The sequence below is a fragment of the Methylomonas sp. PHL2-19 genome, from assembly GCF_059331595.1.
Window position 1 is genome coordinate 5,005,417 of record NZ_CP196839.1, and the last position, 14,309, is coordinate 5,019,725.

Annotated in this window: 15 protein-coding genes and 3 tRNA genes; 10 read left to right on the top strand and 8 right to left on the bottom strand. The window is 48.7% G+C overall.

Annotated features, from left to right (window positions below; all coding sequences use genetic code 11):
• The first annotated feature begins 45 nt into the window (after window positions 1-45).
• The gene (locus tag ACR02O_RS23090; RefSeq protein WP_494522514.1) at window positions 46-3,243 is read left to right on the top strand and encodes a conjugal transfer protein TraG N-terminal domain-containing protein; all 3,198 of its coding nucleotides are present in this window, start codon (window positions 46-48) and stop codon (window positions 3,241-3,243) included.
• 3 nt (window positions 3,244-3,246) lie between these two features.
• Here ACR02O_RS23090 and ACR02O_RS23095 read toward each other — a convergent pair whose 3' ends face one another.
• Complete coding sequence (locus ACR02O_RS23095) at window positions 3,247-3,717, bottom strand: hypothetical protein (RefSeq protein ID WP_494522515.1); 471 nt, start codon at window positions 3,715-3,717, stop codon at window positions 3,247-3,249.
• A gap of 434 nt (window positions 3,718-4,151) precedes the next feature.
• Window positions 4,152-5,048: a LysR family transcriptional regulator gene (locus ACR02O_RS23100; RefSeq protein WP_255188820.1), complete on the bottom strand. Its 897-nt coding sequence runs from the start codon at window positions 5,046-5,048 to the stop codon at window positions 4,152-4,154.
• Window positions 5,049-5,231: 183 nt separating this feature from the next.
• Between ACR02O_RS23100 and ACR02O_RS23105 the strand changes: the two genes are divergently transcribed.
• From ACR02O_RS23105 to ACR02O_RS23115, 3 genes are all read left to right on the top strand, one after another.
• Complete coding sequence (locus ACR02O_RS23105; protein ID WP_494522516.1) at window positions 5,232-6,038, top strand: class I SAM-dependent methyltransferase; 807 nt, start codon at window positions 5,232-5,234, stop codon at window positions 6,036-6,038.
• Between the two features lie 126 nt (window positions 6,039-6,164).
• A complete protein-coding gene (locus ACR02O_RS23110) occupies window positions 6,165-7,178 on the top strand; it encodes a class I SAM-dependent methyltransferase (RefSeq protein ID WP_255190436.1) in 1,014 nt (337 codons plus the stop codon).
• Window positions 7,179-7,286: 108 nt separating this feature from the next.
• Window positions 7,287-8,351, top strand: a complete 1,065-nt coding sequence (locus ACR02O_RS23115; protein WP_427551198.1) for a TolB family protein — start codon at window positions 7,287-7,289, stop codon at window positions 8,349-8,351.
• Between the two features lie 244 nt (window positions 8,352-8,595).
• Here ACR02O_RS23115 and ACR02O_RS23120 read toward each other — a convergent pair whose 3' ends face one another.
• The 3 genes from ACR02O_RS23120 to ACR02O_RS23130 are packed head-to-tail and all read right to left on the bottom strand — an operon-like array spanning window position 8,596 to window position 10,098.
• Window positions 8,596-9,153 (bottom strand): FlhC family transcriptional regulator, encoded by a 558-nt coding sequence (locus ACR02O_RS23120; protein ID WP_494522517.1) that lies wholly within the window; start codon window positions 9,151-9,153, stop codon window positions 8,596-8,598.
• Window positions 9,150-9,464, bottom strand: coding sequence for a flagellar transcriptional regulator FlhD (locus ACR02O_RS23125; protein ID WP_192391957.1), 315 nt, complete (start codon window positions 9,462-9,464; stop codon window positions 9,150-9,152). The genes ACR02O_RS23120 and ACR02O_RS23125 overlap by 4 nt, the downstream gene beginning before the upstream one ends.
• A gap of 1 nt (window position 9,465) precedes the next feature.
• Entirely contained in the window at window positions 9,466-10,098 is a 633-nt protein-coding gene (locus ACR02O_RS23130) for a transglycosylase SLT domain-containing protein (RefSeq protein ID WP_494522518.1), read from the bottom strand.
• A gap of 308 nt (window positions 10,099-10,406) precedes the next feature.
• On the opposite strand from ACR02O_RS23130, the gene ACR02O_RS23135 reads away from it, so the two are divergent.
• The 6 genes from ACR02O_RS23135 to ACR02O_RS23160 all read left to right on the top strand — a co-directional run bounded on the left by ACR02O_RS23135 (window position 10,407) and on the right by ACR02O_RS23160 (window position 13,848).
• Window positions 10,407-10,691: a flagellar transcriptional regulator FlhD gene (locus tag ACR02O_RS23135; protein ID WP_494522519.1), complete on the top strand. Its 285-nt coding sequence runs from the start codon at window positions 10,407-10,409 to the stop codon at window positions 10,689-10,691.
• Complete coding sequence (locus tag ACR02O_RS23140) at window positions 10,684-11,310, top strand: FlhC family transcriptional regulator (RefSeq protein WP_494522520.1); 627 nt, start codon at window positions 10,684-10,686, stop codon at window positions 11,308-11,310. The genes ACR02O_RS23135 and ACR02O_RS23140 overlap by 8 nt, the downstream gene beginning before the upstream one ends.
• Before the next feature lie 18 nt (window positions 11,311-11,328).
• Window positions 11,329-11,931 (top strand): flagellar transcriptional regulator FlhD, encoded by a 603-nt coding sequence (locus ACR02O_RS23145; RefSeq protein ID WP_494522521.1) that lies wholly within the window; start codon window positions 11,329-11,331, stop codon window positions 11,929-11,931.
• A 4-nt stretch (window positions 11,932-11,935) separates the two neighbouring features.
• Window positions 11,936-12,421, top strand: a complete 486-nt coding sequence (locus ACR02O_RS23150) for a FlhC family transcriptional regulator (protein ID WP_494522522.1) — start codon at window positions 11,936-11,938, stop codon at window positions 12,419-12,421.
• A 95-nt stretch (window positions 12,422-12,516) separates the two neighbouring features.
• Entirely contained in the window at window positions 12,517-12,729 is a 213-nt protein-coding gene (locus ACR02O_RS23155; protein ID WP_319960260.1) for a hypothetical protein, read from the top strand.
• Window positions 12,730-12,735: 6 nt separating this feature from the next.
• Window positions 12,736-13,848 (top strand): hypothetical protein, encoded by a 1,113-nt coding sequence (locus tag ACR02O_RS23160; protein ID WP_319960259.1) that lies wholly within the window; start codon window positions 12,736-12,738, stop codon window positions 13,846-13,848.
• A gap of 72 nt (window positions 13,849-13,920) precedes the next feature.
• Here ACR02O_RS23160 and ACR02O_RS23165 read toward each other — a convergent pair.
• The 3 genes from ACR02O_RS23165 to ACR02O_RS23175 form a co-directional block, all read right to left on the bottom strand.
• Window positions 13,921-13,996, bottom strand: a tRNA-His gene (locus ACR02O_RS23165).
• 22 nt (window positions 13,997-14,018) lie between these two features.
• Window positions 14,019-14,095: transfer RNA gene (locus ACR02O_RS23170), tRNA-Arg, on the bottom strand.
• A gap of 6 nt (window positions 14,096-14,101) precedes the next feature.
• Window positions 14,102-14,178: transfer RNA gene (locus ACR02O_RS23175), tRNA-Pro, on the bottom strand.
• Between the last annotated feature and the right edge of the window lie 131 nt (window positions 14,179-14,309).

Below are 14,309 nucleotides of genomic sequence, written 5' to 3' on the forward strand. Positions count from 1 at the left end.
CACCACTATGGTTTACTCCCTCGTTGTTTAAAAGGCAGGTCGCCCATGTTTGAAATCTTCTCCGTGGGCGATTCCGCCTATCTGCAAGCCGTTCTCAATGCGATCGCGATGATTTCCGGGACCGGCGATTACCGCACTGCGGCAGCCGTTGGGGGCTTGATCGGTGTCATCATCGTCATGCTTCGAGCTTTGTTGCAATGGGATGGCCGTGGCATTCGTTATCAGGATTTATTGTTGGCGTATGTATTGTGGCTGATGTTGTATGCTCCGTCGGTGCGGGTGTCGATCGAGGATGCCTATACCGGCAGCGTGGTGGTGGTCGACAACGTACCCCTGGGGCCGGCGGTCGTGGGTAGCGTGATGTCGAACATGGGCTATCGGACCACGCGATTGTTTGAGCAAGGCTTTGGCACGCCGTCGATGACCGGCAATGGCTTTGCCGACAGTTTGCAGACCTTGACCGCAGTACGGAAAAATTTGTTGTCGCGGGTGAATTTAGGGGCGGCCAACGTGCCCAATGCCGGCAGCGATATGGAAACCTCGTTTGCCAATTATGTACATGAATGTACCCTGACCGGTGTCGATCTGAATCAGAAATCGGTGGACGCCATTTTGCGTGATGCCGATCCCCTGAATGCCATCCGCTTTGATTCCGACATCTACATGACCCAAATTTATGTCGGCGGCCAACCGCAAACCAAAACCTGCACGGATGCCTGGGCCGATTTGAGCATGGTGGCCAACGGTAATTTTGCGACGGCGCTGGAGAGTTTGTTGCAACCGACCTTGGGTGTGCCGGCAGCTGGCGATACGGTGCCGAAAATCCAGGATGCCTTCGATGCGCTGGCCGGACCCGGGGTAGTCGACGCCGCCGATTACATGTTGATGTCAGCGATCATGCCCATGTTCGAGAAAGGCGTGATCGGCCGGCATGAAGACGGTTTGCATTGGAACAAGGCCGCCATGGTCGAACAAGCCATCCAGCAACGCAATACCCAGTGGGCCGCCGAGCAAACCCTGTTTGCCAAGATCGTCCGGCCGATGATGGCGTTTATCGAAGGTTTGAGTTACGCCATTGCACCGATCATGGCCTTCGTGGTGATGCTGGGTAGTGTCGGCATTCGGATGAATATTGGCTACTTCTCGATGCTGCTGTGGATCCAATTGTGGATGCCTATACTGGCGGTGATCAATCTGTTCATCCAGATGTCGGCCGCCGGCAAAATGGCGGCGCTGACTACGGCCACCTACAACTTGCCGTCGATGATGGGCATTTACCAATTAGACATGGAGTTGCAGCAATGGCTGTCGATCGGCGGCATGTTAGCCGCTTCAACGCCGGCCATTACCTTGATGCTGATTTATCGCGGGGCAGTGACTGCTACCCATTTTTTGGGGCGGATGGACGGTGGCGATTACGTCAACGAGAAAATCGCCACGCCCGATGTGATCAGTCCGGCGCCGGTCTTGAATGCGCAAGCGCAGCATCAATACAGTCCGTTGTCGGCGATTACGCAAACCGGCGTCGACAAAGTGCTGCCCACGTTCACGGCCGGCAAGGACATGAGTGCGGTCGTTTCGTCGGCTTACAGTGCTTCCGAACAGGCAACCAATAGCTTCATGCACAGTGTGTCTTCAACAGCGTCGAAGTCGGCCAGTATCACCAGTGATGCCTTTGACAGCCGTTCATTGGGCAATCAAATCGCCAGCAGTTCCAGCTATACCGATGCCTATAACCGTCAGTTCGGCGAAGCATTCGCCAAAAAACATGCCGATACCGGCATATCCGCCGATCAGTTCTCGGCCTTGGTGGCCGGCAGTGCCAATGCAGGCGCTAAACTCGGTAACGACCAACTCAGCGGCGCAATTTCTGGTCGCTTACAAAACGACTTCAAAGTCAGTCAGGACAAGTCCGACGCCATTGCCGCCGACATCAGTCAAACCGTCAACGACAGTCAGGGCTATCAAGCCGGGTTGGCCAAAAGCCTGGCACTGGATGCACAAACTGGAACTCGAAACGTCGCGTCGATGGGCTTACAAAATCAATCGTTGTCATCATTGCAACACAGTGCAACCGATGCGGTATCCGCCAGCGAATCCTATCAACAAACCCTATCGGCTCAACAACGCTTCGGGACGCAGGCGAGTTTCGGCGCGGCGGAAACGGGTTACAAAATCGCCCATGATCCCGGCTTGATGGAACGCCTGGATCGGACATTGGATCAATACGGCTTGCGCGGCGATACGCAACGACTGGCATCGCAATGGAAAGCCGCCGGTTGGATTAGCAACGCCGATCAAGCCTATGCTGCCGCTGGCATGTCGTTATTGACCGGATTTTCGTCACCCAGTTACCGCACGCTGGATGACCAACAATCGCACCAGGCACACATCTCGGGTTACCAACTGCTGGGCGATGCGTTTAATGCGCCGCAGGCCGATCAAACCTTGAATGCCAGCCAGAACGAATCGCTGAAAACCAATGCTCCGGAAACTGGTAAGGTTCAAGCATCAGTCGAACAGGCCAATCTCAAAGACCCACGCGCTGAAACCGAATCGCTAAATCAGCGTGCACAGGGACAGATTCGTTCAGCGACGGGAAAAGTTGCTGGAGGCGAAGCTCGAGTCGGAGCGCAACATGATCGCAATCTGGCAGAGCGTGAACAAAATTCAAAAGAAGGCTTTGGGCAATTGGCGAACATTAAAGCGGAGCACTTTAGGCAATCCATTGCGGCGGCTGCCAATGAAACTCCTTCGGCCGCAGAGGCTTCCTATAATTTTCTGGGAGGTAGTCTATACAATACCGCTAAAACATTAGAAGCAGTGGGAATGGTGGGTAAAGAACACATAAATCAATTCGTTGCATATGCTCGCACAGCCTATGAAAATGGCGAAAACGTATGGGATGCTGTTAAATCTGCAGCATCACAATCCTATCCTGGATTTACCGAAGTATCGCAAATTTGGGCCGATCAAAGAGTCAATGAAGTGGCAGATAAGTTGACGCCAAATCAACAGGCTTACTATAAAGCAGCTATGTTCGAAGCATTTTCCGGAATTGCCGTAGGTGGTGACGATAACGGCAGTATGGGTGCGGCAAAACAACGTTTATTGAATGAAGAAGATCCTGTAGATGTAGATAATGTTGCGAAATTGCTAAGACAAGCCGCAGGTCAAAATAGACCGGATTTAATCGATCAAATAGGTAACCTTAATCGTGCACGTGGACGAATTAATTATTGAGTATTAGCTACTGGCCTTTCTTCGAAGATTTTGTAAAACACCTACGACGAGCCAGCGCAACATCATGATTCCTGAAAAAAGAAGCAAATAGTCAATCAGATTAGGGTTTTCGTTCGCTAACACTAAGGCTATCAAAACTAAACCAGCCCAATAGTAGTTACTTTCGTGAGATAGTTTGGCCGCCATAAACTCAACAAACTGAACAGTTAGCTCTGCCGCAGCGAGAATAGCCAATATAAGAGTACCGATAGTCCCAATAAAATTGAATTCTTCCGGCAACTTTACCCAAATACTTATGAACCAAATTAATCCAAAGCATATTGTCATCATCACTAAGCCTTTAAAGGCATCGAGAGACAGAGTTCTTGGATGAAATCGTTCAAAAAATCGTTTTAACCCTCCCGGAAACTTCGCATAAGTTGCACCGCAAAAGGGGCAGATCGATCGCAGGGGTTGACCATAGTACGTCACCACTCTGGGGACCATAGTGCGGTGACATTCAAGGCAATTGACAGTAGCATGATGGCCGGCGAATACCGACCTTTCGGGCGCAGTCTGATGCGGTTTAGATGATAGTCTTAGTTGACGTGAGTGTGATGGAAACGAGGACATTGATGATCTCCAACCTTGCTTAACAAGCTTATCGTACTGCGAATAGGCTGAGCTGCCAAGTTAGCTTTAATCCAATTGGATTGATAGCCATTGACATTGAAGTTCTGTGACTTCAAGAGGTCACCCACCATAACGCAGCCAAATAAAGACTAAACGGGATATTTTTAAACTGAATTAAACCCGAAACCTGTCGTTCAAATTTTCTAGTTTTTTAGGAACTGGCAGGCAAGACCCGGCCAAAAGCAGGCAATGAATATCCTTAACGGAATGACCGGAATTTTACTCAAAGCTGAATTTCAACTCCATGAATTGATCTTTGGTTTACGCCCTTCCAATAAGTCGATTTCGTTAGTCAAAAATTCGACCATGCGATCTCGAAAGATACGAACTCGTGCGGTGGTACGTAAATCAACATGACTGAGAACCCATACGTCATAACCGGATTCGATATGCTCGACTGGGACACGGACCAACTCATCCGCTTCATCGGCCAGCGAACAAGGCAGCAAAGCCAAGCCCAAACCTTCCCGGCACATTTCAAACATGGCTACGCTGGAATTCGTCCGATATGCCCGTTTGAGTTTCGGAAAGTTTTTCGTTATCCAATTGGGTAAGGTGGCGCCATCACCTATCCAAGTGATGCAGGGCGGCATTTCAGTTGACAGGTTTTTCACTAATTCCGGGTGACCGTAGACAGAATAGGCAAGCCGACAGATGCGTTTGCCCACCACATTCGGCGGTGGCTCCATAATGGCGTGAATCGCAATGTCGGCCTCGCGGCCAGCTAGATTCAAGACTTCTTCGGCAGCAATCAACACGAAATCGACATCAGGATAGTCGCGTTTGAAATCGCGGATGACAGGGAATACGAATCGCTTGGCGCAAACATCGGAAACCGTCAATTTGATGACTCCCGAAACGTCTTCCGAATCGCTTTCTATTTTCCGATGAATGGCGTTGGCTTGGTTTGCCATTTCTTCGGCAAGCATAACGATCTTTTCCCCAACCGGTGTGATTAGCCAACCTTTGGCTGTTCGGTCGAACAAGGCTTTGCCTAATTGATTTTCCAGCTGAGCAATCCGGCGACTTACGGTTGATTGATTAACGCCGAGGCGTAAGCCTGCTTCGGTCACATTGCCCGAGCGGACCACTTCGATGAAATAGCGTAGATCGTCCCAATTCATGTTATGCATATTTGCAAAAGCCTTATGCTAAATTCGATATTTGCCATGCATTTTAATCGATAGCACATTACGATACAATTTATAGCTTATTTCAAAGCCATCCCAGTGATGCCGTTACTAAACATGCGGCATTCAATCATTGGTAAGGCTTTGGGTTGCAATAACATTCAGACTTAATATAGGGAATTGACTATGGCTGGTTATGTTGATGAGGTTGTCATACCGTATGACCGTGATCTTGGCCCGGTGCTGTTTGAGCATTACGGTGCCGATACCGCAAGACGCGTCGCCGAGCAAGCGCCGATGGATGTGTTGGAAATCGCCGCTGGCACCGGCATCGTGACGCGTCACTTGCGTAATTTATTGGCAAAAGAAGCACGCCTGACCGCCATCGATATTAGCGATTCGATGATGGATGTGGCGAGGCAAAAGTTTCAGCCTGGCGAACAGATAATCTTCCAAAACGCCGATGCCACCGCGTTGCCGTTCGATGACGAAACCTTCGATGCCGTGGTCTGCCAATTCGGCATCATGTTTTTCAACCGGGACAAGGGCTTTCGCGAGGTTTACCGGACCTTGAAGCCGGGCGGCCGTTATCTGTTCCGCGTCTGGGATTCGGAACGCTATAACCCATTTGCCAGTTTGAGTTTCGAAGTTCTCAAGCAATATTTTCCGTCGGATACACCGCAGTTTCTATTCGATCCCATGTCCTGCCATCAAATCGATCCACTCAAAGAGCAGTTGATTCAGATCGGTTTCGATCCAGTCGTTATTTCCGTTCAGCGCCATGTCTATGACATTCTAGATGTGACGGCGTTTGCGCGCGCCCTGGTTTACACACCCGTTATTTTTGAAATCAAGGACCGGGGCGGCATCGATCCCGAGGACATAGTCAAGGAACTGGCTGAGGCGTTCAAAAAAGAATTCGGCTCTGGCCCGACGCGTTACCCGATGCAGGCGATTCTGTTCGAGACGGAAAAGCCCCCGCTTATAATTTAACTGGCCGCAATTTCACAACGATCAAAAGATTACTCGCAATGATCTTAACAACAGAAGGCATAAGAGATGGCAATACGTTTGACAGATATTAATGAGAACAAGCTGGAACAGTTGCAGGGAAAAGTGATGGGTGATGTGGCCGGTTCACTGGGCTTGCTGATAGCCTATATAGGCGACAAACTCGACCTGTATAGCGCCTTGGCCGAGATTACTCCCGCAACCAGCCAGGAACTGGCCGACAGCACCGGAATGGATGAACGCTATCTTCGAGAGTGGCTTTCTGCCAACGCGGCGGCGGGGTATGTGAATTACGATTCAGCAGCCGGCAGATTTTCATTATCGCCCGAACAAGCCGTCGTTTTTGCCGCCGAAGGGCATCCGGCTTGCATGCAAGGCTTCTTCCAGGCAGTCATGTCTGCCTATGTCGATGAACCCAAACTGACTGAAGTTTTCCGCTCCGGTAAGGGCTTGCCCTGGAGCGATCATAGTCCTTGTTTGTTCTGCGGCACCGAACGCTTCTTCCGGCCAATGTATGCGATGAACCTGATCGATTCATGGCTGCCCGCGCTTGATGGCGTGCGCGAAAAACTCGAGGCCGGCGCCAAAGTTGCCGATATTGGCTGCGGACATGGATCTTCGACGATCCTGATGGCCAAGGCATTCCCAAATTCGACCTTTCATGGCTTTGATTTTCACGAACCGTCGATCGAACACGCACGGGAGCGGGCTCGAGCCGAAGGCGTCGCCAGCAATACGATTTTCGAAGTCGTGACAGCGAAACACTATCCCGGGAAAAACTACGATCTTGTCACGATGTTCGATGCTCTGCACGATATGGGCGACCCTGTTGGCGCTGCACTGCATATTGCAAGCTCCTTGTCCGACAGCGGAACCTTTATGCTGGTCGAGCCCTTTGCTGGCGACAGTCTGGAAGAAAACCTGCATCCTCTGGGCCAGATTTATTATTCCTTTTCCACGATGGTCTGCGTACCCGCGTCCAAGTCTCAGGAAGTCGGTTTGGGCTTGGGCGCCCAGGCCGGTCAAAAAAAACTCACCGAAGTGCTCAATACAGGAGGCTTCAGCCGAGTAAGGCGGGCGGCAATGACACCGACCAATTTGGTGCTTGAGGCAAAAGTTTAGCTATTTGATCCCAGATCAAGATCGGAAAAATTATCGCAACCAGGTTGCTGGTTCTATTGCGTTAATTTAACAAAATTAAAAAATTCATTTTAAATGAGGGGATAGTATATGAAAGAGAACTTCCGGGTTCTAACGTCTTGTTCTGTGGGGCTGATGCTGATACTGGCGCACGGAGTTTCTAATGGGATGCCTGGCATGGATATGCCGTCCGGCGCAAGCGCCCAAGCGCCCTCGTTGGCAAAAAGCATAGGCGCTCCAATCAATTCGGATGCTGCTGAATTCGAAATGACCTACAGTGCCGACGGCAAAACCGTATTGTTCGTTTCCACACGACCGGGCGTAATCGAATCAAAAGGCAACCCTTATAGCTTCGACATCTGGATGGCGCACAACGTCAATGGCCAGTGGCAAACGCCGATTCATCTGGGACCGGGCATTGACCCTAAAGTAGGTCCGAACATCAATACCGAGGCCTGGGAACTGGAACCCAGCCTATCCGATGACGGTAACGCGATTTACTTTACACGCTATCAACCCGGTAATCTTTCGACTGGCGATCTGTATGTAGTACAGAAAATCGATGGCGTCTGGCAAACTGCCAAAACCTGGAACGAGGTGCCGGAACTGCCGCACCTTAACACGCCAACCGGTGAAGAACATTGCCCGATTATTGCCTCGGATAGTCTGATCTATTTCAGCTACCAGCAACCGGGCGTCACCCAAGATAGTGACATTTGGAAGGTCGAAAAGAAAAACGGTACCTGGCAGAAACCACAGAGCCTGGGTTCACGCGTCAACTCGCCGTACCGCGATCATTTACATTGGACTGGGCTATCGAAGGATGGCAAGAGCCTGATCATCACCAGTACCCGCACCGACATGGGTTCGCGCGGCGGACATGACGAATGGATTTCGCATCAGAATCCCAAGGGCGAGTGGCAAGAGCCGCTAAACCTTGGCGACACCGTCAATACCGCCGGTGAAGACATGTGCTGGTCGTTCACGCCGGATGGCAAGAAGTTCTTCGGCGGCTGGGGACCGCAAGGCTCCTATAACATGGACGTGCTATGGCTCAACAAAGACGATGTGCCGTTGTTGAAAAACTTCGATCCCATCGGTCCACCGCCAAATCTAATGGGCAAGACTAAGGCAAAAGCCAGCGAAATTAAGTAGTTTCGGCAGGCACCGCTATGGAAGCTTATTCTGGCTTGTCACAAGTCAGAATAAGTGCCTGGTCTTGGCAAATTTGCGACATTCAATTTGTACCAGTCAATGTCGGTTTTGGGTCGTTAACGACAATTGTTTCTTGGTGAATTTAAATATCTTGGACGTCGGCTTTCAAGATAGCCATGGCTATGAAGCCGGGCTTAGTGAAAAGGCTAAATCGTCAATCGTTCAATTCAATTGCTGACCAGACTTAAGGCGTGTTTGGGCGGAATGAGTTTACGTTTGCGTCTGCCAATTCACAAAACTGGCAAACCGGTCGAAATTTGCTCTCGTAGAATACCGAAAAATTATGTCGACAGCGTGGGCAATATTTCAAGGCGACTTGTCCTTCGCGCATACCTTGCGCTAAAACCCAGGCTTCGTTGAAGTTGGCGGGCCGAACTTTGCCATAAGGTCGCTCTTCGGGGATAAGGTGTTCATAGGATCGATGGAAATAATCCCATGTAAACAAAATGGCCGGCACGTCCATTCGCGACTGAGGATTAACCTTGCAGGTGTTTTGATAGATTGACAGAAATAACGTCAGATATAGAAACGACTCGCGTGATGCCGGAATGGTTTTAGCCAGCGGTAATTGACCATTGGAGGGGCCGTGAAAGTGAATGGCATAGTACATGGCCTTAAGCTCATGTTGGCTAATCGTTTTAATATGCGCTTTCACGAACGTCGGCCGCAATTTTCGTTTCAGTAATTGATAGGCAAGATAATGATCTCTTAGCCGGTCTTCGTAGGTGTACCAGGCACTCATGCTATATCGCCTGATCCCGTGAGCAGTATTAGCAAGTCACGCGCCTGGCTATCACACGTATCTCCCTCATGCACTGACTGATCGACCTGAAGATAACGCCCCCAAAAGCTGGCATTGAATCTGGGGGTAAAGGCCAGGCATTCACGCCGAGCTATCTCCCTAATTTGCTGCACCTGCAATTTTTTCAGTATACCCACGGCTTCTGGCGTTAATCCCAAGCTAAACATCGCCTGTTCTTCTTGTCCGGACAGCACCATTTCCCGTGCTAACAGCAGATAATCCAATTGCAGATGATAGAGGCTATCCTCCATCTCAAATCACCTGTTTCACTCGGTCAGCTATGGCCATCACACTTTGTCCATAGGCTTTCGCGGCCTTTTCATCGTTCCAACTATAGTAGCGTCCAATCCCCAAAGCCAAGTCATGCGGAGCTGAACCAATGGCGGTTGCTAATAGTTCGGCACCTATTTGTACATTGGTAATGGGATCCAGTAATTGCGCCGGCGAGTTCACTCTGTGGCCATGCCAGCGGACATTGATTTGCATTAACCCCACGTCTACCAACCGATTGCCTTCGTCTATCGATTGCTTGAGCAAGGCTTGGGCTTCCCGCTGCGAGGCTGGCATCAAGGATTGTCCTGATTTATTAAGTGCCCATGGCCAGGGTTTTACCGCGGTCGGATCGGCATCGTTCGCGGATTCTTTTAATGCAACCGCATACAGTATGTAAGGATCCAAATGGTGCTGCTTTGCAATCTGCCACCAAAGCGTATTTTGTAGCGTGCGTGCGGCGCTAGTCGCTCGCGTCTGTTTGCTGACATTGCCATGGGCTAAACACGATGCACTGCAGACCATAAAGCTCAGCAAAATCGGCAGCGGAAAGAGACAATGCTTTTTAGCGGCACATAGCCGCCGGAAACCGGATTTCAAATCGATAGTGTGCATAGCAGAAGTGACTCGTAAGGTTGCCCCGAGTCTACTCAAAAACTCACCATTTCAAGTGTTCGAAAAAGGCCTTCTTTCGACCTAATTACGGCATCTATAGCTCCCCAAAAAAACAATTCATCGAAAATACAAACGGTTACGCATTGTCAATCACTTTTTATCACTGAAGCATTGCCTGACACCTTGCCAAGCCACGTCCAACAAGGCTTTGCGCGGAAAGTACCCCAAAAACACCCACTTTCCGAACGTGACGATTACAAAACCAGTCTTTTAGTATTACCCCATGTCGTAATTCATTAGAGAAGAGCATGGCCACCCTAGAAGACGATCTGACGCAACTGAATTTTCAATATCTGATGCTATTGAGAGAATGTGCCCGAAGCAATCCCATGGAAGCCGCCTGGCGGTTTGGTGTCATTCCGGAGACGGTCTATCATGTGGCAGATTTGTCGCTGGAACAGATTAAAGAACAGGCGGCGGTTAACCGCGCCGTGATCAGTTTGCTGCCACTGGGTAACCATCCGGTTTCAGCCGCCGCTCATGCGGCCTTAATGGTTCATGATGCTCATGATCAGGGTGATCATCATGCATAACGGTGGCTTCGTTGACTTGTCGCATTTTGGCGCTGAACTGATGTTGGCAAAGACATTGTTCGACTACGGCGCCCGAACACCGGTGGTTTGTGCTCTCTGTGGAATCAAACGTAAAACAGCCACACGCATTTACAGGCTTGCGCAAGAACAAGCACCAATTAAAGGCATGCTGCCTTGGGATCCACACTGGATAAGTCGTTCAACCATCAACAATCTGCACGCCTCAATATTCTTGGGGTTAATTCAGGATTACGTATCCGTTAGTGCCAATGGTACCGAGTTTGGGTTGCAGTTGTGCAACGCATATAGATTGTACTGCCGCATCGTTGCCCGCAACCCCAAGCCCAGCAATCGGGAGGCAGGATTCGAACACCACAGAGTGTTGGATATTAATCGAGCATGGCAACTAACAAGACAATTTCATGCCTCTGCATTGCATTTTGTGAAGTGTCTTTGCTGTCAAGCGCGATTCCTGATTCCTCGCCATGAAGCTCAACTGGCTGCCCGCTGTCCCGTATGTGAAAACAAGACTGACAGCGTAGCCCGTCAATATCGAATTTCGCGGCCATTTTCACAAAATGCCGGCAAAACTTTGGCGATATGTCTTGACCGTTACTAACGGCCAAGGAGAGTCATAATGTATTTATTAGTTCAATCAATTCAATCTCGAACCCTACTGGATGCGGCGGAAGGAAAAAATTTAGCCCGCCTGGCACGAGAATGCTTTTTCAACCATCAACCGTTAATCCTTGACTTTGTCAACGTTGAGCAGGTTACTGCGCATTTCTGCCAAGCGTTATTGTGCCCTTTGACGAACGAATTTGGCGCGGATTATTTAAATCAATGGTTGCAGATAAAAAACCTGTCCTCCCACGTCAGGCAAATCATACAGTCTGCCATGGGTGAGTTGGATGATTATTTTGATTGTTTGGAGCGCGCACAGGTTCAGAGTGCTGATCAAGAAATAACGACGTTGAATTGTTTATGGCTTATCAAAGCCCGTGATCTCTGTCGAGATAATCCTCTATTCGCTGGTTTTATGTTGGGCATTTCGGATAAGGCGTTAATTGAGGCCATTGGTCGTTTGTCAATTGAGGACATTGAGCATATCGCTCAATCGGGCTGGCTGTGTTTTGCGCCAAGGATTTCAAATCATTTTTTTGAGTACATGAATCGCAAGCAGCACACCGCCGTTGATGTGTTACTGACGTTAAGGGAGGGCTTGAATCATGGAGGCTAAAAAGATGATCAAAACACTTAAACAGTATCAGTTGGCCATTACCCTGATTCAACGCCAGGCCAGAATTGCCGTTATTGTCCGAGAAACCACCATCTCCAGAGAGCTGATAAAGGCCACTTACAAAGAAATTCTAGGGCGATCCGGTAGTTCGGGTCCCATCAAAGAGTCAATTCGTGGCTTGACGCATAACGTAAAAAGGTACAAGGAAGCCACGCTCTTCGCCAAGATATTTCGTGCAATTGAAGCAGAAAATAGTCACGGCGAAATTGATAACGTTATCCAGGCATTCGATCTTTTTAAAATTTCCTTGCCCAGTGGCAATCTCGATTTCACCACGGCATGGTTGGTGGCACGAGACTTGAGAAATAAAAAATTGCTGATGACGGAATGCGGCCATTGTTATTCAGCGGTGTTGATCATATTGGGCAGCGAAAAGTCGCTGGAGCGGTGTTGTGTTTGTAAAACCGCTTTAAAACAGCCAATAAGTTGAATATTTTCCCTATTTAAAACTAACAAAAATTCCGGGCTACCGTGATTACGCTAAAAAAAGTGAATGAAGAGTTATAGCCTATCTAACCAATCGATATGACAACTCTTGTTTCTATTGATCAACTGAAAATAGCTACTGGTTACGATAGACCCGGTGATATTGAGCGATGCTTAAGAAAAAATGGTGTCCGTTACTTATACGGGCAAGGGGGTAAAATTTTTACTACGATAGATGCAATTAATGCCGCCATGGGATTAAAATTTGATATCCCAGACGCCAATCAAGAGGTAATCGATTTTATCGATTAAACGCCTATGCCTAAAGGTCCCGCGCGAACTGCAGTTGTACCGACCAACATTGATGCCAGAAAATTGCCGACCGGTGTCTGGTGGGATAAGTCAGGTACTGGCAAATGGATGTACAAATACAAAGACCCAGATCTTGGGAAATGGCGTTCAAAGCGACTGATCGGTCCAAAATCATCTTTGGCAGAAATTTGGCAAGCATACGAAAGTCTCAATGCTCCTATGGCGGCGACCTTCGCATCAATTAGTCTCGATTTTCAGCTAACGCCTATCTGGCGCAAATTGGCTACATCAACGCAAAAAGATTATCTAGATTGCCATCAGCATATCTGTGGTCGCAAAATTTCAACCAATGACACTCTTGGTGAGCTTCCAATCACTAAATGGACAGTGGGTCTCGTTAGAAAATACCGAGACACCCGCGGTGAATCTTCGGAAAGTAGGGCAAATAAAGAGCTTGCATACATTAAACGAGTTTTTTCATGGGCATACGAATATGAAAAAATTAAATTCAATCCAACGTTAGGTGTGAAAAAACTATCAATCAAACCTCGTCAACATTACGCCGAAGATCGTGATTACGAATTTATGCTCAAGATTGCTCAAGAGTCAAATTATTGGTATCTCTGGCCAGCCATGGAAATTGCCTATCTTTGCCGTATGCGCTTATCGGAAGTGCTGGATCTTACCGATGCAAATGAATTGCCGGAAGGCCTATTAATTAAGCGTCGCAAGGGATCCCGTGACAACATTACAGAATGGAATCCGCGACTACGTACTGCGTGGGATTTTGCAGTTGCGACAAGAAACCGAATATTGTCCGATCGAAAACAACCTCATCCGATTCGCGCTGAGGATAGGCATATCATTATTAGTGAACGTACCGGTGACAAAATCGTAGTCGATAGTCTTAAAACGGCTATGGGGCGAATAACAGTTGCCACCAAATTAGCAGCTGAAGAAAGAGGCATTAATTGGGTGCCTTTTACTTTTCATGATCTTAAACGTAAAGGTGTTAGCGATACAACAGGCAATAAACTGGATGCGAGTGGACACCGAACGGCTTCGATGATGAATGTTTATGATGTTAAATTGAAAACTGTAAAACCGTCGAACGAATGATCATTTGTCAGTAGCTTTGTCAGTAGATGCCGATCTTACATCATACAAACAACGTCAAGCTATTGATTTAATTGGGGTGAACGATGGGGCTCGAACCCACGACAACCGGAATCACAATCCGGGACTCTACCAACTGAGCTACGCTCACCATAACGATGATTTTTTTGCGATGGCACGCTTGGCAGGACTCGAACCTGCGACCCTCGGCTTAGAAGGCCGATGCTCTATCCAGCTGAGCTACAAGCGCAAATCTTGGTCGGGGTAGAGAGATTCGAACTCCCGACATTCTGCTCCCAAAGCAGACGCGCTACCAGACTGCGCTATACCCCGAATTGACCTTCTTATTATCCCGAAGAGCAGAAGCGCTCCAGAAAGATGCTCATGATAAAGACATTAATTACTTACGTCAACAGATTTTTTCACACTGATCTGATAAACCGATTTTGGGCCTCAAATAGGGG

What these genes read in the sequence shown, in the direction of transcription:
- ACR02O_RS23110 (WP_255190436.1), top strand. Translation starts at nt 6,165, where the DNA reads ATGGGTGATGTGGCCGGTTCACTGGGCTTGCTGATAGCCTATATAGGC.
- ACR02O_RS23140 (WP_494522520.1), top strand. Translation starts at nt 10,684, where the DNA reads ATGCATAACGGTGGCTTCGTTGACTTGTCGCATTTTGGCGCTGAACTG.
- ACR02O_RS23160 (WP_319960259.1), top strand. Translation starts at nt 12,736, where the DNA reads ATGCCTAAAGGTCCCGCGCGAACTGCAGTTGTACCGACCAACATTGAT.
- ACR02O_RS23155 (WP_319960260.1), top strand. Translation starts at nt 12,517, where the DNA reads ATGACAACTCTTGTTTCTATTGATCAACTGAAAATAGCTACTGGTTAC.
- ACR02O_RS23105 (WP_494522516.1), top strand. Translation starts at nt 5,232, where the DNA reads ATGGCTGGTTATGTTGATGAGGTTGTCATACCGTATGACCGTGATCTT.
- ACR02O_RS23135 (WP_494522519.1), top strand. Translation starts at nt 10,407, where the DNA reads ATGGCCACCCTAGAAGACGATCTGACGCAACTGAATTTTCAATATCTG.
- ACR02O_RS23125 (WP_192391957.1), bottom strand. Translation starts at nt 9,464, where the DNA reads ATGGAGGATAGCCTCTATCATCTGCAATTGGATTATCTGCTGTTAGCA.
- ACR02O_RS23100 (WP_255188820.1), bottom strand. Translation starts at nt 5,048, where the DNA reads ATGCATAACATGAATTGGGACGATCTACGCTATTTCATCGAAGTGGTC.
- ACR02O_RS23120 (WP_494522517.1), bottom strand. Translation starts at nt 9,153, where the DNA reads ATGAGTGCCTGGTACACCTACGAAGACCGGCTAAGAGATCATTATCTT.
- ACR02O_RS23115 (WP_427551198.1), top strand. Translation starts at nt 7,287, where the DNA reads ATGAAAGAGAACTTCCGGGTTCTAACGTCTTGTTCTGTGGGGCTGATG.
- ACR02O_RS23130 (WP_494522518.1), bottom strand. Translation starts at nt 10,098, where the DNA reads ATGCACACTATCGATTTGAAATCCGGTTTCCGGCGGCTATGTGCCGCT.
- ACR02O_RS23090 (WP_494522514.1), top strand. Translation starts at nt 46, where the DNA reads ATGTTTGAAATCTTCTCCGTGGGCGATTCCGCCTATCTGCAAGCCGTT.
- ACR02O_RS23150 (WP_494522522.1), top strand. Translation starts at nt 11,936, where the DNA reads ATGATCAAAACACTTAAACAGTATCAGTTGGCCATTACCCTGATTCAA.
- ACR02O_RS23145 (WP_494522521.1), top strand. Translation starts at nt 11,329, where the DNA reads ATGTATTTATTAGTTCAATCAATTCAATCTCGAACCCTACTGGATGCG.